At 70.8% G+C, this 17270-nt stretch carries 16 protein-coding genes; 3 read left to right on the forward strand and 13 right to left on the reverse strand.

Features of this window, described 5'->3' with window-relative positions; translation table 11 throughout:
• Positions 1-23 precede the first annotated feature (23 nt).
• The 12 genes from ACEN9V_RS09145 to ACEN9V_RS09200 form a co-directional block, all read right to left on the reverse strand.
• Positions 24-4235 carry a hypothetical protein gene (locus ACEN9V_RS09145; RefSeq protein WP_413602987.1) on the reverse strand — a complete coding sequence of 1404 codons (4212 nt, stop codon included), beginning with the start codon at positions 4233-4235 and terminating at the stop codon, positions 24-26.
• 59 nt (positions 4236-4294) lie between these two features.
• Positions 4295-4990 (reverse strand): SDR family oxidoreductase, encoded by a 696-nt coding sequence (locus tag ACEN9V_RS09150; protein WP_413602988.1) that lies wholly within the window; start codon positions 4988-4990, stop codon positions 4295-4297.
• 10 nt (positions 4991-5000) lie between these two features.
• Positions 5001-5492, reverse strand: a complete 492-nt coding sequence (locus ACEN9V_RS09155; protein WP_413602989.1) for a DedA family protein — start codon at positions 5490-5492, stop codon at positions 5001-5003.
• 30 nt (positions 5493-5522) lie between these two features.
• Positions 5523-6548, reverse strand: coding sequence for a YihY/virulence factor BrkB family protein (locus ACEN9V_RS09160; RefSeq protein WP_413602990.1), 1026 nt, complete (start codon positions 6546-6548; stop codon positions 5523-5525).
• Positions 6549-6550: 2 nt separating this feature from the next.
• Complete coding sequence (locus ACEN9V_RS09165; protein WP_413602991.1) at positions 6551-7015, reverse strand: hypothetical protein; 465 nt, start codon at positions 7013-7015, stop codon at positions 6551-6553.
• Positions 7016-7099: 84 nt separating this feature from the next.
• A complete protein-coding gene (locus ACEN9V_RS09170; RefSeq protein WP_413602992.1) occupies positions 7100-8164 on the reverse strand; it encodes a Gfo/Idh/MocA family protein in 1065 nt (354 codons plus the stop codon).
• A 182-nt stretch (positions 8165-8346) separates the two neighbouring features.
• Complete coding sequence (locus ACEN9V_RS09175; RefSeq protein WP_413602993.1) at positions 8347-9240, reverse strand: prenyltransferase; 894 nt, start codon at positions 9238-9240, stop codon at positions 8347-8349.
• A complete protein-coding gene (locus tag ACEN9V_RS09180) occupies positions 9237-9635 on the reverse strand; it encodes a lycopene cyclase domain-containing protein (RefSeq protein ID WP_413602994.1) in 399 nt (132 codons plus the stop codon). The genes ACEN9V_RS09175 and ACEN9V_RS09180 overlap by 4 nt, the downstream gene beginning before the upstream one ends.
• Complete coding sequence (locus ACEN9V_RS09185) at positions 9632-9967, reverse strand: lycopene cyclase domain-containing protein (RefSeq protein ID WP_281266744.1); 336 nt, start codon at positions 9965-9967, stop codon at positions 9632-9634. Before ACEN9V_RS09185 ends, ACEN9V_RS09180 begins: the two co-directional genes overlap by 4 nt.
• Complete coding sequence (gene crtI / locus ACEN9V_RS09190; protein ID WP_413602995.1) at positions 9967-11673, reverse strand: phytoene desaturase family protein; 1707 nt, start codon at positions 11671-11673, stop codon at positions 9967-9969. Before crtI ends, ACEN9V_RS09185 begins: the two co-directional genes overlap by 1 nt.
• Complete coding sequence (locus ACEN9V_RS09195; RefSeq protein WP_413602996.1) at positions 11670-12605, reverse strand: phytoene/squalene synthase family protein; 936 nt, start codon at positions 12603-12605, stop codon at positions 11670-11672. The genes crtI and ACEN9V_RS09195 overlap by 4 nt, the downstream gene beginning before the upstream one ends.
• Positions 12602-13660, reverse strand: coding sequence for a polyprenyl synthetase family protein (locus ACEN9V_RS09200; protein WP_413602997.1), 1059 nt, complete (start codon positions 13658-13660; stop codon positions 12602-12604). Before ACEN9V_RS09200 ends, ACEN9V_RS09195 begins: the two co-directional genes overlap by 4 nt.
• Before the next feature lie 21 nt (positions 13661-13681).
• Here ACEN9V_RS09200 and idi point away from each other — a divergent pair, with 21 nt between their 5' ends.
• Complete coding sequence (gene idi / locus ACEN9V_RS09205) at positions 13682-14215, forward strand: isopentenyl-diphosphate Delta-isomerase (RefSeq protein ID WP_413602998.1); 534 nt, start codon at positions 13682-13684, stop codon at positions 14213-14215.
• A gap of 77 nt (positions 14216-14292) precedes the next feature.
• Here idi and ACEN9V_RS09210 read toward each other — a convergent pair whose 3' ends face one another.
• Positions 14293-14730, reverse strand: a complete 438-nt coding sequence (locus ACEN9V_RS09210) for a hypothetical protein (protein ID WP_413602999.1) — start codon at positions 14728-14730, stop codon at positions 14293-14295.
• Positions 14731-15018: 288 nt separating this feature from the next.
• Between ACEN9V_RS09210 and ACEN9V_RS09215 the strand changes: the two genes are divergently transcribed.
• The gene (locus ACEN9V_RS09215) at positions 15019-16074 is read left to right on the forward strand and encodes a magnesium and cobalt transport protein CorA (protein WP_402727962.1); all 1056 of its coding nucleotides are present in this window, start codon (positions 15019-15021) and stop codon (positions 16072-16074) included.
• 148 nt (positions 16075-16222) lie between these two features.
• Positions 16223-17245, forward strand: coding sequence for a LacI family DNA-binding transcriptional regulator (locus ACEN9V_RS09220; RefSeq protein WP_281266737.1), 1023 nt, complete (start codon positions 16223-16225; stop codon positions 17243-17245).
• Positions 17246-17270: the final 25 nt, after the last annotated feature.

Genomic DNA, 17270 nt, shown 5'->3' on the forward strand with positions numbered 1-17270 from the left:
AGCCGGGCCCACGGCGGCACCGGTCAGTCCGATTCGGACCCCGCGCGGGCCCGGCGCGCCATGAGGGCCATCGTGGCCGCGCCGAGGGCCACCAGCGCCAGGGCGGCCGCGGAGGTGAGCCTGATCCCCTGCACACCGGTGAACGCCAACTCGGCCGGAGCGGTCGCCGGGATCTTCACCGAAGCATCCGGCAGGTCGACCCCGTGGCCCTGCGGATCCGTCGCGGTCACCGTGACAGCGGCTTCGAGGGCGCCGTGCTCAACGTCGGACGCGGTCACCGTTCGCTCACCGGAGCAGGTCGTCTCAGCGCCCGGGGCGAGATCCGTCGCGACGCAGACCTGCTCGCCGGCGTCGTGCTGACGAACGACGAGGTCGCTGAGCGTGACGGACCCGGTGTTCCGGACCGTGGTCGTCAGTGTCACCCTGGTGCCCTCGGACACCGGACCGTCGGTGTTCGCAGACAACTCGGTCGAGCCCTCGAGCACCCGGGGCACCGTGACCGTCACCGACGCCGGAGCGATCGCGAGGTCGTCACCTGAGGGGACGCCGGCGGACGCGGTCACGGTCTCGCGCAGCGAACCACTGTCGAGGTCGGACTGCGTGATCGTCCGCTCGAAGGTGCACGCCACCGAACCGCCCACGGGGACGGTCTCGTCCGAGCACGCCGGCGCACCGGCATCGTGGGCCTCCCCGGCGTCGCCGTGCTTCGCGGCGAACGCGACGAGTCGGCTCACGGCCAGTCGGCTGAGCGTGACGTTCCCGGTGTTCGCCACGGTCGCGCGGAACCCGATGGTGCCGCCGACGGACAGGTCGCGACCGGGCACCACCGCCAGGGTCAGGGTCGCACCGGGTTCGGCGTCGATCGGGACGGTCAGGTCCGCGGTCGGGATGGCCGTGCGCGCTCCGGACGGGACCGCGGCGGCGCCGTCGACGTGGAACTCGATCCCGCCTGCGTCGACGTGGTCCTGCGTCACCGTCACCGTGATCGTGCAGGTGACGGACGCGCCCGGTGCGATCGCACCGTCCGGGCAGGCCACCTGCTGATCGGCGGACGCGTCGAGTGCGATGTCGGACAGGGTCACGTTGCCGGTGTTCGTCACCGTCCCCTCGACCTGCAGCTCCACGCCCGGGTCGAGCCGCTCCCGCACCGCGGCGGCGAGCGCGAGGGTGGCAGCAGGCTGAGCAGGAACGTCCACCCGGACCGAGGTCTCGGCCAGTCCGACGCCGTCCTCGGCCGGCGTGGACCCGAGGACCGTCGTGCCGACGTCGAACCCGCCGGCGTCCACGTCCGCCTGCGTGACGGTCGTGGTCACGGTGCACTCGATCCGCGCTCCGGGTGCGAGCGGCGCCGACGCGCAGTCCGCGACCTCACCGCGGCTCGGGCGGAGCGCGAGGTCGCGCAGGGTCACGTCGCCGGCGTTCTCCATGGCGACGACGACCGTGACGACGTCACCCACGGACGGCTGCGCTTCGGCGTCCGACGAGCTCGTCGCCGTGAGCGCCGGGTGCTGTGCGACGGGAGCTTCCGCCGCGGCACGGGCGAGGACCGCCGTGGCCCCGGCCGGCGTGGTCGCCGAGATCGCTTCGTCCAGCCGGACGACGCCGGCGTCGACGTCGACCTGGGTGAGCTCCCGGCTCACGACACAGCGGGTCTCGGCTCCGGGCGCGAGCACCGCGGTGTCGCAGGTGCCGGCACCGATCCGGAGCGCGGACAGCGTGACGTTCCCGGTGTTCGTGACCGTGGTCGTCCACGTCACCTGGTCACCGACACCGGTGTGCTCGGTGACGTCCGACGTCGTGGACACCCCGAGCGCGGGGACCGGCGCGATGCGGTCCGAGCTCTCGGCACGGGCGAGTTCGGCCGGGGCGGCTCCGGGAGCTGCAGCGCTGACGATGGCCTCGCGGTCGAGGGTGCCACTGTCGACGTCAGCCTGGGTGACCTCGGCGGTCGACGTGCACGTCGCGCGCTGTCCGGGGGCGAGGGCGTCGACGTCGCACACGGCGGCACCGTCGACCGTGTCGACCACGACCGCGCTCAGGGTCACGTTGCCGGTGTTCGTCACCGTGGTGGTCCACGTGACGGTCTGCCCGACCTTCGCCGAGCCGGCGTTCGAGGTCATCGTGGCAGCGGCCGACGGGGTCGCCGGGACCGGATCGGTCACGCGGACGCCGCCGAGCACGGATCGCGCACCGGCCGGCGTGGTCGCGAGGACGTCGCCGGAGAACGCGATGGCGCCGCTGTCGATGTCGGCCTGGGTCAGCGGGTCACGGGTCACCACGCAGGTCGTCGCCGCTCCGGGAGCCAAGATGGCGGCGACGCAGGTCACCGGGTCGCCGGTGCCGGGATCGACGGTCACGTCGGAGAGCGTCACGTTGCCGGTGTTCGTCACGGTGACGGTCGCCGTGACGACGTCGCCCACGGCGGGGACGTCTGCCGCGTCGGTCTCGACGGATGCGTCGACGTCGGGCGCGGGCACGGCGACGTCACGGACGTCCGCGGACCCGAGTCGGGCCGGATCCGCACCGGGAGCCGCACCGACGACGGTCACGGTCTGCTCCACCGCTCCTGCGTCCACGTCGGCCTGCGTCGCGGTGTACGTCACGACGCAGGTCGTCGATGCGCCGGGAGCGAGGGACGTCCGCTCGCACGCCGCGGCCTCGCCGATCGCCGGCCGAGCAGCGAGGTCGGAGAGCGTCACGGTCCCGGTGTTGGTGACCGTCGTCGTGTACCGGATCGTCTGCCCTGCCTGCACGGACACGCCGGCGTCGGACGTCGTCGCGACGGCTGCCGTCGCGGACGAGGCGATGTCCTGGTCGAGGCGGAGATCTGCGAGCGTACCGGCCTCACCCCGCGCAGGAGTGCCCCGGACCACACCGGTGAACACCAGGTGTCCGGCATCGACGTCCGCCTGGGTCAGTTGACGCTCGAGTCGGCACACTGCGGTCCCGCCAGGCGCGATCGTGGTGGGCGTGCACTCCACGAGCCGAGCCGACTCCGTACTGACCGACAGGTCCGCGACGGTGAGCGAACCGGTGTTCTCGACGCCTACCTGGTAGGTGACCGTGTCACCGGCGACGGGTGCGGCACCGAGGTTGCTCGTGACCGATGCGGAGACCGCAGCGGCGCCGGTGAGTTCGACCGTCGCGGACTCGGGGCCGGCAGCGGCCGGCTTCCCCTTCGGCGACGTGGCCGAGACGGAGAGGCTGTTCGTCAGGGAGCCGGCGTCGATCGCGGACTGACCGACCGGTGCGCTCCCGGTGCACGTGACGGTCGCACCGACGGCGATGGGGCCGGCGGGACAGGTCACCGATGCTCCGAGGGTGTTCGTCACCGCGACCGAGGAGAGCGCGACGTTGCCGGTGTTCTCGAGCAGGGCCGTCCACGTGACGGTGTCCGCCGCGTCGGTCCGGCCGTTCTCGTTGGTGTCCTCGAGCGCACCGGAGGCCGCGAGCTGCACCTCCGGGTCCTCACCCGTGAGGAAGTGGTTCTGCCATTCGAAGGACTTCGAGCCGTTCGCCGGAACGGTCGCGTCCCAGCTGATCCCCATGCCGTTGTCGACCAGGTTGGTGGTGAGGAGCCGGTCCGGGAAGGGCTTCCGGTCCGACAAGTACTTGTAGACCGCGGAGTAGCCCCCGTACGCCCAGTTCGACCCGGGCGTCTTCGGGATGAACGACTCCACCTGGCCCTGCTCGGCGCTCCCTGGTGGGTTCTTGAGGCAGGAAGGAGCGCCGGTCGCGCTGTCGTACTCGCCGTACCCGGTGTCACCGCCGCGAAGGTAGCAATCGGCAGCACGGTAGACGGTCACGGCACGGTCCTGCCCGGTGGTGTCGACGACGTCGACCCGGGTGTCGAAGTCGCCCTTGCCGATCACGTAGCTGTCCTGCTGCGTGAGCCGCAGCCCGCCGCCGGTGACCGTCGTCGTGATGACCCGGGGGTCGGCCTTCGTCCCGGCACCACTCACGGTCTGGCTCTCCGGAGTCCACGCGGCACCGTACCCCCGGATGACGTTGTCCACTGCCACCGCGGTGTAGCACGAACTCGAGCCGTAGAACTGCTGCGTGCCCTGATACCAGACCTGACATCGCAGCGCGTTGGTCGTCTCGATCTTGGTCAGGGGACCGGGTGTGGTGATCTCGACGGCGGCGGCGGGGAGCACCGGCAGGATCACGGCTGCGGCCAGGGTCGCCGCAGACAAGGCGAAGGCGGCGAGGCGGGCAGGACGGTGGAAACGCATGACGAAGACTCCTCGAACTGAGAGCCTTGATCATTGCATATTTCAGACTTCACATATGACTAGCGCTTGCGAGTAGGGCGGATCGAGAGCGTCTCGATCGTGCCCCGCTCCGGCAGGTCGACAACGGTGCGGACCGCGTCGGCGACGTCCTGCGGCGCGAGGAAGTACTCGGTGTCGTACGACTCCCCGAGCTTCGATGTCAGCGCCCGCTGCATGTCCGAGTCCGTCCGACCGGGGTGCACGCTCGACACCCGCACGCCGTTGGGACGTTCCTCTTCGCGCAGGGCGTCGGTGAAGGCCCGGAGCGCGAACTTCGACGCGCCGTAGACCCCGCCGCCCGGGCCGGAGAGGAACCCAGACCCGGAGTTGATCGTCACGACGATGCCGCGGGACGCCCGGAGTGCCGGCAGCGCGAGGCGCGTGAGCTCGGCGACGGCGAAGACGTTCGTGGCGAAGACCGCCTCCCACGTGGACCGCGGGGTGTCCGCGATCCGGTTGCCCTGCTCGACACCGGCGGAGTGCACGAGCACGTCGAGTCGAGCAGGCAGCTCGGGGACGTCGCCGGCGCCGAGGTCCCCGACGAACGGCGACGCGCTCGGCAGCTCCGCCACGACGGCGTCCACCGCGTCGGCCGTCCGGCCGCCGACGAGCACGTCGTGGGTGCGGCCGAGATCGGCCGCGATCGCGCGGCCGATACCGCGGGTGGCTCCGGTCACCAGGGCGACCGGACGGACTGGAGGCTGTGCGTGCGTCACGCAGGCCAGCCTACGGAAGGCGGGACGAGCCTCCCGTCCGGCTGCCGCGGTGCCGCACGACCGTCACCGCGACGACGGCGGCGACCAGCAGGAGCGCCACCGCCGCGATCCCCCACGGCGAGCCGGCGAGCGCTGCGACGACGGCCCAGAACACCGCGAGCCCGACGGTGGCGTAGAGGAACGCCCACGCGACGCACCCGGGCAGCATCGCGAGCAGGTACCGCCACCACGGGACACGGGCGAGCCCGGCTGCCGCGTTCATCACGGTCTGCAGCCCGACCGTCACGAAGGCCACCGTCACGACGGGGAGCCCCCACCGGTCCAGGAGCGCCGAGCCGCGACGGACCGCAGCGGAGTCGAGCCAGCGGCCCCAGCGGGAGCGCGATGCGCCGGCGACGGCTCCGCGCGCGATCCAGTACGTGGCCTGCGCGCGGCAGAACACGATCACGAAGAGCGCGAGGACGAGCCACCAGAACGGGAGCCCCTCGAGGAAGGACGGCACGCTCGGAACCGTAACGGACGCATCCGGGAGCTATCCCCGGCCCTCCCGGATCTTGATGCCGTCGAGGACGTCCTGCGCATGCTTCTCGTCCTGCTTCTCGATCTGCCGGGTGTCGCGTTCCGGGAGCTGGATGTCCTCCTCGGCACGGATGCCGGCCTGCAGCTGTCGCCCGCGCTCGAGCTCCGCGTCGAACTCCGCGCCGAACAGCAGCGCGTTGTTCGTGATCCAGACCCACAGCAGGAACACGATGACGCCACCGAGGGACCCGTACGTGGCGTTGTAGTTCGAGAAGTTCGCGACGTAGAACCCGAACCCGACGCTCGCGACGACGAGGATCAGGATCGCGAGGATCGACCCGCCGCTCACCCACCGGAACTTCGGCTGCTTGACGTTCGGCGACCAGTAGTAGAGCACCGCGACGACGATGATCGCGACGACGAGGAGGATCGGCCACTGCACGATCGACAGCACCGTGACGGCCACGTCGCCCAGCCCGATCGTGTCGCCGAAGCTCCGCGCGATGGGCCCGCTCACGAGTGCCAGCAGCCCGATCACGAGCAGGAGGACCGTGAACAGCGTGACACCGAGCATCGTCGGGCGGAGCTTCCAGATCGGCCGGCCCTCGCGGACGTTGTAGATGCGGTTCATCGCGCGGCCGAAGGCGCCGACGTACCCGGAGGCCGACCAGAGCGCGCCGACGACACCGACGATGAAGGTGATGGGTGCTGCGGGTGACCGGACGAGGCTGTTGATCGGGTCCTCGAGCAGTGCTGCGACCTGCGTCGACCCGACGTTCTTGACGATGTCGAGCAGGGTGTCGACGACGGACTGCGCCTGCCCCACGAGGCCGAGGATCGACACGATCGCCAGCAGCCCGGGGAAGAGCGCCAGGACCGTGTAGTACGTCAGGCTCGCGGCGAGGTCGGTGCACTGGTCCGCGGAGAACTCCCGGAGCGTCTTCTTCAGCGTGTAGGCGAGCGTCGGCTTCGTCAGGTCGGTCGGGCTGTCGGGCTTCCGGGGGTCGTCCGGGTCCGGCTTGTGGTGCTCTCGCGCCATGGTCAGATCCTCTTCGCTCGCTCGGCGGCGCGCTTGCCGGCCTTCTTCGCCTGCTTCTGCACCGTCTTGCGGCGCTTCTCGGAGGCCTTCTGGTCCTGCAGCACCGGGTTGTGCTTGTCGTCCTTGCGGGCGAACACGGGCACGCCCTTCGCGGTCCCGTCCTTGCCCACCTTGACGGGCTTGAACACCGGGACGGGAGCCGGGGTGCGGAGTGCGTCGAGGCGCGCGGCCGGGGAGTTCCGGATCCGGACACCCACCACGATCGCCGCGATGCCGGCCGCTGCGGTCGCGGCGAGCGCGACGAGCGGGGTGGGGTCGCGGTGCCAGCGCTGCTTCGTCTTCGCGATCGCGAGGCGCGTGCGTGCGGGGACGTCCACCTTGTGCCGGATGCGTTCGACGGTGTCGGTGATGCGTTCACGCGTGCGGACGTTCGCGAGTTCGAGCTCGGGGAGACTGTCGTTCGCCATACATCGTTCGTACACGTCGCGAGCCGGACGCGGCCTTGGCTGCGTCCGGCTCGCGCGTGGCGGATGATCGGTGTCCGCCCGGTCTCAGCTCGGGACGACGACGTCCTCTGGCAGGCCGGACGCTGCTGAGCGGGTCGCCGCCTCCATGAGCGCGAGGCTCCTGAGGTTGTCGCGCCCGCTCGTCTCCGGGACGTCGCCGCCGGACACCGATCGGGCGAAGGCCTGGAGCCCGCCCTGCCGGTCGTGGTGCTCCGCCGTCGGGAGCTCGACGGACGTCCGAGCGGCCTCCCCCGACGTCCGACCGGACCCGTCGGGCTTCCGGACGGTCACGCGGTCCCAGCTGACGTCGCCGGGCTCCCCGCCCCGGCTGGTGAACTGGAGTTCGCCGTCCTCGCCCTGGATGCTCCACTCGCCGGCCCACGGGGTGTGCTCCCCGCGGCTGAGCCAGCTGCCGCGGTAGCTGACGACGATGCCGTCCTCCATCTCGATGAGCATCGACGCGACCGCCTCGTCCTGGTACTTGCTGAAGGACGGGTAGGTGGCCCTGGCGTAGACCCGCACGGCCTCCTTGCCGGTGACCATGCGGAGCAGATCGAAGTGGTGGATCGCCATGTCGTTGATCATCGCGTGCGGGAACCGGTAGTGCGGGTGGTCCTCGAACGCGCGGTCGTTGTCCCACTGGCGGAAGTCGATGTTGATCGCCGAGAGCTCACCGACGGCACCGGCGGCGAGGAGGTCCTTCGTGACGCGGGGCGCCGGGTAGTAGCGGTAGTTCTGGCTGACCTGCAGCACGAGACCGAGCTCTTCCGCGAGGTGCACGGCCTCGGCGGCTTCGGCGGCACTGTTGGCGAAGGGCTTCTCGACCAGGACGTGCTTGCGTGCGGCGAGGGCCTCGAGGGCGAGCGGCACGTGCGTGACGGCCGGGGCGGTGATGACCACGGCGTCGGCGTCGACGGCCTGGAGCGCGTCGGTCAGGGAGCCGAACGCGGCGGACTCCGGCAGCCCGAGGTCCTTCCGGACGGCCTCGAGCGTCGGCGCACTCGGGTCGGCGATCCCGACCACCTCGACCTCCGACACCGCGGGGAGTGCGGTGCGGGCCCAGCTGCCGCCCCACCCTCCGAGACCGACGTGGATGATGCGGACCGTCATGCGTGCACTCCTTCGTGTTCGACTGCGCTGTCGTCGCGCGCGTCCAGTCTGTCAGGCGCGCGGTTCCTTCCCACAACGCATGCCATGGGAGGTCGTTTCGCGCGTGGGTGGCCTGGAATCCAGGACACCTACGCGCGATTCGACTTCCTCCGCGCGAAGCGACCCGCGCCGCGCGCGCCCGCTCAGCGTGTGAACGCGTAGGCGATGAGCGCCATCGTCACCAGGAAGCCGGCGAGGTAGTTGATCCACAGGAACCGCTTCCACCCCGCGTTCGCCGACTCGGCGCCGTCGTCCGTGACGTTCCACCACGGCAGCACGTTCAGCGCGTACGGGATCACGACCACGGCGGCGATCGGCCCCGGGAACGCCGAGAACAGCAGCGCGATCCCGGCCACCACGTACGCCACGAACGCCAGGCGCACGGTCGCCCGCGCACCGATCACGGTCGCGACCGAGCCGATCCCGCCTGCCCGGTCGGCGAGCACGTCCTGCACGGCGCCGAACGCGTGCGAGGCGACGCCCCACAGGAAGAACGCCACGCACACGGCGACGAGCTGCCCGGTCCAGTGCGTCCCGGCGAGCGCCAGCCCGTAGACCGCCGGCGACACGAAGTGCGTCGACGACGTCAGCGAGTCGAGGAACGGCTTCTCCTTGAACCGCAGCCCCGGTGCCGAGTAGGCGATCACCGCGAAGACGCTGATCGCGAGGACGAGCCACGACCACGGGCCGCCGAGCAGCACGAGCGCGACGAGGAACGGCACGTTCGTGATGACGACCGCCCAGAGTGTCGTCCGGTGGACGCTCTTGTCGAGCAGCGCCCCCTCGACGCCGCCCTTCCGGGGGTTCCGCAGGTCGGACTCGTAGTCGAAGACGTCGTTGATGCCGTACATCGCGAGGTTGTACGGCACCAGGAAGTACACGACACCGATCAGGAACGCGAGGATCGAGAAGTGCTCCCCGCTGCCGAGCAGGTAGGCGGCGCCGAACGGGTACGCGGTGTTCACCCAGCTGATCGGGCGCGACGAGGTGAACAGCGCGCGCATGGTGGACTGCCGGGAGGCAGGGGTCGCCGTCATCGGTCGTGCTCCTGTCCGGTGGGTGGCTGGGTCTCGTGGTCCGTCCCGTGGCTGCGGTCGAACAGCACCCAGAGGCTCGGCAGCAGGACGACGGCCGCGATCGAGTACGCCAGGTCCTCGATCGGGATCGCCCCGATCTTCACGCCGCTGATGAGCGCCGGGTCGTAGGCGACGACGCGGAGCGTGACGATGACGTTGTCGAACACGATCGTCATCACGAGCAGCACGACACCGGCGACGAGCCCGGTGACCACGCCAGTGCGGCGTCGGCGGTGGACGTCGCGCCCGAGCCGGCGCTGGCGACGTGCCGCGACCACCGCTGCCACGATCCCGACCACGGCGACGACCCCGAAGAACGGCAGGCTGAGGAGCGCGTACGCGCCGGAGCCGGTCACCGGTCCCCCGCCCGATCGAGCGCCCTGGCCACGCGGGGCCGGATGAACCCGATCAGGTTCATCGTCGTGTAGCCGAGCAGCAGCAGGAAGAAGACCTCCTCGAGCGGGACGTCCGGCGCCAGCAGGACACCGGTCAGCAGGCGCTGCTGCCCGATGAAGAAGATGCCGAGCCCCACACCAGCGGCGTCCCAGACCAGGAAGAACGCGACGCCGACCGCCATCACGGCCGCGGCCCGCCACGGCGCCCGCCAGAAGAACAGTCGGAATCGCGCGTCGAGCACGGTCATCCCGGTGAGCGCCACGAGGAGCCCGAGGAGGTACAGCCCTGGCATCAGGTCGTCGCGGCCGGGGTCGTGGTCGGAGGCGGCGGCGTGGACGGCGTCCGCCGCGGCGCTCGCTTCGGCGGGCGGGGCGGTACACCGTCCGCACGCTCGAGCGGCGTCGGCAGCGGCTCGGTCGAGGTGTCCCCGTGGATGCGCTTCAGCAGCACCTCCGCGCTGATCAAGCACATCGGCAGCCCGATGCCCGGGATCGTCGAGGACCCCGCGTAGTAGAGCCCCTCGACCTTCTCGGAGGCGTTGCCCTCACGGAAGAACGCACTCTGCTTGAGCGTGTGCGCCGGCCCGAGCATCGAGCCGCTCCACGCGTTGAAGTCGTCCGCGAAGTCCCGGGGGCCGATCGTCTTGCGCACCCGGATGCGGTCGCGGAGGTCCGGCACGCCCGACCGTTCGGCGACGACGTCGATGGCACGGTCCGCGATCTGCTCGACCTCGTAGTCACCCGCGCCGTCGAGCCCGCCCTTGCCGATGCCGACGTCGGCGGGGAGCGGCACCAGGATGAACAGGTTGCTCGATCCCCGCGGTGCGACGGTCGGGTCGGTCTCGGACGGGGCGCAGACGTAGATCGACGCCGGGTCGGGCACGTGCCGGTCGTCACCGAACACCGCGCCGAAGTTCGCCTTCCAGTCCGCGGTGAACATCAGCGTGTGGTGCAGGAGCCCCGGCACCGGCCCGTCGACGCCGAGGTAGACGAGCACGGCGGAGGGCCCGGGGTCACGCTTCTTCCAGTGCGACTCGTCGTGCGTCCGGTGCTCTCGGTCGAGCAGCTGCATCTCGGTGTGCCGCAGGTCGGCGGCGCTCACGACGACGTCCGCCGGGGCGACGTGCTGCGCTCCGCGACGGTCTCGGTGGACGACACCGGTCACGTGGCCGCCCTCGACCTGGATCCGCTCGACCTTGGCGCCGGCGATGATCTGCGCACCCTCGGCCCGGGCGACGCGTTCGACGGCCGCGATGACCTCGGTGATGCCGCCCTTCGGGTAGAGCACCCCGTCGGCGAGGTCCAGGTGGCTCATCAGGTGGTACATGCTCGGTGCGGCATACGGGCTCGTGCCGAGGAACACGGCCGGGTAGCCGAGGATCTGCCACAGGCGGCGATCCCGCACGGCGGACTCGGCGAACGTCGACAGCGGCTCGATGAGCAGGCGCGCGAGCTTGCCCATCCGGAGCAGCACGTCGGGGGCCGCGAGCTTCCGGAAGTCCTGGAACGTGCCGTACAGGAAGCGCCGGACGGCCATCTCGTACGTCTCGGCAGCGGAGTCGAGGTACTTCGCCATCCGGGCGCCGGCCCCTGGCTCGATCGACTCGAACAGTGCGAGGTTGTCCTCGCGGGATGCCCGCAGGTCGATCGGGTCGTCGTACCCCTCGCTGTAGACGCGGTACCCGGGGTCGAGCTTCACGAGGTCGAGTTGCTCGTCAGCGCTGGTGCCGAGCAGCTGGAAGAAGTGGTCGAACACCTCGGGCATGAGGTACCACGACGGCCCGGTGTCGAACCGGAAGCCGTCCTGCTCCCACGACCCGGCGCGGCCGCCGAGCTGGGTGCGCTGCTCGAGCACGGTGACGGCGAAGCCGTCCCGCGCCAGCAGTGCGGCGGACGCGAGTCCGCTGATGCCGCCGCCGATCACGACGGCGCGACGGACGGGGACCTTGCGGGCAGTGGACGGCTGGTTCTTCGGACTGGAGGCTCGTGGCGGGGTCATGAGGAGCCTCCAGTGTGTCCTGTGGTCACCGTGCGCGACCGCAGCGGCGCGCGACCGGCGAGCACCTGCGCGGCGAGCCGCGCCTTGACGGGGTTCGGGACACGCACGCGCGTCGTGATCAGCCGGTCGGCCGGCGTGGCCGCGATCCGGTCGTTCAACTCCTGGAACAGCGCGTGTGCGAGACCGACCGCCTTGCGGGCGTCCCGCGGCAGCAGCGGGACGGTCCTGGCGGCGGTGTCGAGGTCGGCCTGGACGTCCGCGACGAGTCGGTCCTTCGTGGCCTCGTCGAACGTCCGCACGTCGACGCCGGGGAAGTACGACCGGCCGAGCACCTCGAAGTCCGCGTGCAGGTCGCGGAGGAAGTTCACCTTCTGGAAGGCGGCACCGAGCGCCCTGGCACCCTCGACCAGCACGGACTCGTCGAAGGTCGGCCGTCCGGCGCGGTACACGAACGCGCGGAGGCACATCAGCCCGACGACCTCCGCCGAGCCGTAGACGTAGGCGTCGAACGAGGCCTGGTCGTGCTCGGTCTGCTCGAGGTCCATCCGCATCGAGGCGAAGAACGGGGCCGTCAGCTCCGCGCCGAACCCGATCGTCCTGGCGGTCCTGGCGAACGCGTGCACGACCGGGTTCACCGAGAACCCCAGGCGCATCGCGCGTTCGGTGTCCCGCTCGAGCTCGTCGAGCACGGTGCGGGCGAGGTCCGGTGCGAGCCCGGCCTCGGTCGCGGGGCCGTCCACGACCTCGTCCGCGACGCGGACCAGCGCGTAGACGTTCCTGATGTGCTCCCTGGTGTCCTTCGTGAGCAGGCGCGATGCCATGCCGAACGACGTCGAGTAGCGCTCGATGACGACGGAGGAGGCCGCCTCTGCCGTGGCGTCGTAGAGCGGGAGCCGCGCGGTGTGCGTGCTCCCGGCGTTGCTGGAGGTCACCGGACGCGCTCCACCAGCTCGGACACGAGCGTCTCCAGCCGGTCCGCGAGGTCGTACGGCAGCGCTGCGAGTTCGGCGCGGGCCAGGGCCGTGTGCTCCTCGACCCGGACGAGCGCAGCATCCCTGGCCCCGCAGGACGTCAGGAGCGCGCGCATCGCACTCGCACGTTCCTCGGTCAGGTGCGGGTCCCCGAGGTACGGCGCGAGCTCGGACCAGCAGTCGGTCGTGGCGGCGTAGGCGATGAGCATGGTGCGCTTGCCCTCGCGCAGGTCCCCGATGGCCGTCTTGCCCGTCGCGGCTTCGTCCCCGAACACCCCGAGCAGGTCGTCGACGATCTGGTAGGCGATGCCGATCTCACGGCCGAAGGCACCGAGCGCGGCCACGATCGACTCGTCCGCGCCGGCCAGGACCGCACCGGACTGCAGCGGCGCCTCGAACGAGTACACGCTCGTCTTCGCCCGCTCCATCTGGAGGACCTCGTCCACCGTCGGCATCACGCCGTGGCTCAGGTCGACGTCGGCCATCTCACCCGCGGCGCTCGCGAACACGGCGTCGTCGAACAGGTCGAGCAGGCGGGTGCGACGGTCGCCCGTGACGCCGCTCGACTCGATGAAGCGCGGGGCTCCGGCGAGCGCCAGGTCCCCGGCGATCACGGCGGCGCTCATCCCCCGGTGCTCGGCGATCGGCAGCGGGAGCCCGCCCGTCGTGCCCGTGTCGCGGAAGGCTCCTGCGACGTTCGGCTGCCCACGGCGGGACCAGTCCCGGTCGATGACGTCGTCGTGCACGACCAGCGCGGTGTGCAGCAGTTCGTACGCAGCCGCGATGTGCGACGCGGCGTGCACGTCGTCGCCGCCGAGCCCGGCGTACGCGGTGAGCACCATGCGCGGGCGGAAGCGCTTGCCGCCCATGCTCGCCTTGCGGAGCACCCGCCAGAGTTCCTCGGACGGACGCCCGAACGCCTGTGCCCTGCCCGAGGACACCGTGAAGAAGCGCTCGAGGCACGCGTCGACCAGAGCGAGGTCGATGTGCGCCACGGTGGCCGCTTCGTCCGTCATTCAACTAACCTATCGAGACAGATGAGCCAATTCCTGGAAACCGTGGTGCTTCTCGCCGACGACCGTACCCCGATCGGCGTGGCGGACAAGTTCACGGTGCACACAGACCACACGCCCCTCCACCTGGCGTTCAGCTGCCACGTGACCAACGAGGCGGGCGACATCCTCGTGACCCGTCGTGCGCTGGCGAAGAAGACCTGGCCGGGGGTGTGGACGAACTCGTTCTGCGGACACCCCGGTCCCGACGAGTCGTTCGAGGACGCCATCGCCCGCCGGGCCGCACGCGAGCTCGGCATGACGCTCCACGGCATCGAGGAGGTCCTGCCGGACTTCCGCTACCGCGCGGTCGACGCGTCCGGCATCGTCGAGAACGAGGTCTGCCCGGTGTTCCGCGCGGTCGCCGACCACGCCCCGGAGCCCGCCGACGACGAGGTGTCCGAGTGGGTGTGGCTCTCGGAGGAGAAGCTGCGCGCCGCGGTCTCGGCAGCGCCGTTCGCGTTCAGCCCGTGGCTCGGCTGGCAGCTCGCCGAACTGCCGGTCCGCGCGCTCGACTGACCGCCGGCCGGGCGCCTCGACGAACCGTGGCGTCCGGGGGGGGTGGCCCCGACGCCACCGTCCGGCTCACACCGAGGTCAGAGCCACTTCGACGCCTTGCACGAGGGGTAGGACGGGAAGCCCTGGTACACGAACGTGAAGGCATTCTCGATCGATGCCCCGCTGGCGACGTTCGCCGTCACCGTGGCGCCGAGACCGTGCCACCCGCCATCGGACAGCAGCTTCGTCTTCTGGACGTACGCGCCTCCGTTGACTTCGAGGGTCACCTCGCCATCGGAGTTCGTGTTGCCGTGGGCCGGCGACAGCCGGTATTGGTCGATGGTCGCTCGGTACGTCGTGCCGGTGCGCTCCCACGAGACCTTCGCTCCGCCGCCGGGGCTGCCGCAGCTCACCTCGAAGCTACCGGTGGCAGTCGGTGCGGAATCTGCGACCGCGGGCCCTGCGGTCATGCCCATGAGCAAGGCCGCCGACAGCGCCGACGCGACCAGACCGTTCCGGACGAGTGATGCCTTCATCAGATCTCCTTCGATCAGCGTGACCGAGATGTCACACTGAAACATCAGCACACCCGAGGGTATTTGGGAATCGCGGACGACAGGCGTACGCTCGGCCGTTGGCCGCGGGACACTCCGCGGCGCAGGACGAACCAGAAGGGCAGGTGAGGCGCGATGTCGGGTGACCATCCTCGCGCGGGCCGGCTGACCCTTCCGGTCGCCCCCGTGCCCGTGTCCTAGATCCACCGCCCCGCAGCGGTTCTCCCGCGCGGACTCGCGCCTGCCTGCTCCCGACCGAAGGAGCACAGCATGGCAATGATCGACAACGCGATCTACGTCGACGGACGTCGCGTCGAGTCGTCGTCGACCCTGTCGCTCGATGCACGACGGGACTGCGACCTCGCGTGGATCGGGCTCCTCCGGCCTGACCCACGTGAGCTCGAGTCCGTCGCGACGGAGTTCGACCTGCACGAGAACGCCGTCGAGGACGCGATGAAGGGCCACCAGCGCGCCAAGCTCGAGCGCTACGGCGACACCCTGTTCGTGGTGCTGCGTCCGGCCTGGTACGACGCGGACCAGGGCACGGTCGAGTTCGGCGAGGTGCACCTGTTCGTCGGGGACCGCTTCGTGGTGAGTGTCCGGCACGCCGACCGCCCGGACCTCGCGGCGCTGCGCGCACGTGTCGAGCAGGACCCCGAGTTCCTCGCGAAGGGATCGGAGGCGGTGACCGCCGCGGTGCTCGACGAGGTCGTGGACGGCTACGCGCCGGTCGTCGAGGTGCTGCAGGACGAGATCGACGAGATCGAGGACCAGCTCTTCGCCGGCCACGTCGCCGCCGACGTCTCGAAGCGGATCTACCAGCTCCTCAGCGAGGTCCTGGCGTTCCAGCGTGCGACGAAGCCGGTCCCCGCGATGGTGAAGGGGCTGCTCCGCGGCGCCGACAAGTACGCGGTCGACGAGGACGTCCAGCACCGGCTGCGCGACGTGATGGACCACGCGCTGCGGGTGACCGAGCGGATCGACTCGTTCCGTGCCCTGCTCGAGAACGCCCTGACGCTGCACTCGACCCTGGTGTCGCAGGAGCAGAACGAGGCCATGCGGCGGATGACGAGCGCGAGCCTGGCGCAGGGCGAGGAGAGCCGGCAGCTCGCCCGTGCCGCGCACCAGCAGGGCGAAGAGGTGAAGAAGATCTCATCGTGGGCGGCGATCCTGTTCGCGCCGGGGCTCATCGCCGGCGTCTACGGGATGAACTTCGACCACATGCCCGAGCTGCACTGGCGGTACGGCTACCCGGCCGCGATCGTCGCGATGCTCGCCCTGGCCGGCGTGCTGTGGGTGGTGTTCCGCAAGCGCAACTGGCTCTGACAGCGCGTCCGGGCAGCGCGACACACCGCCGCGCTGCCCGGACGTACACGCTCAGGTGGCGCCGAGCATCCGGACGTGCATAATGATCTGGCTCGGAATGTGAACGTGCACATGGGCGTGCCAGCAGACCGAGCGGGAACGAGTAGCAATGGCGTCGACGCGGGCACAGCAACCGCGATCGCCCTCCATCCGCGATGTCGCGCGGGTCGCCGGGGTGTCGCACCAGACCGTGTCGCGGGTGCTCAACAACTCGGACGCGATCCGCGCCGAGACACGGGAGCGCGTGGTCGCTGCCATGGAGCAGCTGCAGTACCGACCGAACCGCGCCGCACGCGCGCTGGTGACGAGCCGGACCCGGACGATCGGGGTGCTGACGGCACAGCGCTCGCACTACGGCCCCGCGGTCACGATGCAGGCGATCGAGGACTCGGCCGTCGCGCGCGGGTACTCGGTCACGACGGCGAACATCGCCGAGCCGACCGACGCCGCAGTACGCGACGGGCTCGGGCACCTGCTGGACCAGGACGTCGAGGGCATGATCGTCATCGCGCCGCAGCAGCGTGTGTTCGACCTCATCGAGGAGCTCGGCGTCCGGACGCCGTACATCACGCTGCGCTCGAGCATCGGCGAGGACCCGACGGCGCTCTGGGTCGACCAGATGGAGGGCGCGCGCCTGGCCACGGCGCACCTGCTCGACCTCGGCCACGAGTACATCAGGCACATCGCGGGACCGCAGGACTGGATCGAGGCCGACGCCCGCATGCAGGGCTTCCTCCGCGAGATGTCCGACCGCGACAAGCCCGTGCAGCCGCCGATCCTGGGCGACTGGACCGCGGACTTCGGGTACCACGCCGGCCGCGAGCTCCTTCGATGGCGGGACTGCACGGCGGTGTTCTGCTCGAACGACGCCATGGCGCTCGGGGTGATGCACGCGGCGCGGTCGTACGGGCTCGACGTGCCGGGAGACCTGTCCGTGGTGGGGTACGACGACATCCCGGAGGCGAAGCACTTCTGGCCGCCGCTGACCACCGTGCAGGTCGACTTCGCGGAGCTCGGGCGACGCTGCGTGGACCTGCTCCTCCCCCACGAGGGCGATGTGCTCCGCCCGATCGAGATCGTCCCCCAGCTGGTGGTCCGCGCCTCCACCAGCGCGCCGCGGCACCGCGGGTAGCGGACCGTTCCGCGCGTAGGAGGCC

Origin of the sequence: Curtobacterium sp. Curtsp57, assembly GCF_047324335.1 — a bacterium.
Classification (GTDB): domain Bacteria; phylum Actinomycetota; class Actinomycetes; order Actinomycetales; family Microbacteriaceae; genus Curtobacterium.

Bases quoted from the DNA above. Each gene is read 5' to 3' on its own strand.
- ACEN9V_RS09145 (WP_413602987.1), bottom strand. From the start codon at position 4,235: ATGCGTTTCCACCGTCCTGCCCGCCTCGCCGCCTTCGCCTTGTCTGCG.
- ACEN9V_RS09160 (WP_413602990.1), bottom strand. From the start codon at position 6,548: ATGGCGCGAGAGCACCACAAGCCGGACCCGGACGACCCCCGGAAGCCC.
- ACEN9V_RS09165 (WP_413602991.1), bottom strand. From the start codon at position 7,015: ATGGCGAACGACAGTCTCCCCGAGCTCGAACTCGCGAACGTCCGCACG.
- ACEN9V_RS09170 (WP_413602992.1), bottom strand. From the start codon at position 8,164: ATGACGGTCCGCATCATCCACGTCGGTCTCGGAGGGTGGGGCGGCAGC.
- ACEN9V_RS09175 (WP_413602993.1), bottom strand. From the start codon at position 9,240: ATGACGGCGACCCCTGCCTCCCGGCAGTCCACCATGCGCGCGCTGTTC.
- ACEN9V_RS09185 (WP_281266744.1), bottom strand. From the start codon at position 9,967: ATGCCAGGGCTGTACCTCCTCGGGCTCCTCGTGGCGCTCACCGGGATG.
- crtI (WP_413602995.1), bottom strand. From the start codon at position 11,673: ATGACCCCGCCACGAGCCTCCAGTCCGAAGAACCAGCCGTCCACTGCC.
- ACEN9V_RS09200 (WP_413602997.1), bottom strand. From the start codon at position 13,660: ATGACGGACGAAGCGGCCACCGTGGCGCACATCGACCTCGCTCTGGTC.
- idi (WP_413602998.1), top strand. From the start codon at position 13,682: ATGAGCCAATTCCTGGAAACCGTGGTGCTTCTCGCCGACGACCGTACC.
- ACEN9V_RS09210 (WP_413602999.1), bottom strand. From the start codon at position 14,730: ATGAAGGCATCACTCGTCCGGAACGGTCTGGTCGCGTCGGCGCTGTCG.
- ACEN9V_RS09215 (WP_402727962.1), top strand. From the start codon at position 15,019: ATGGCAATGATCGACAACGCGATCTACGTCGACGGACGTCGCGTCGAG.
- ACEN9V_RS09220 (WP_281266737.1), top strand. From the start codon at position 16,223: ATGGCGTCGACGCGGGCACAGCAACCGCGATCGCCCTCCATCCGCGAT.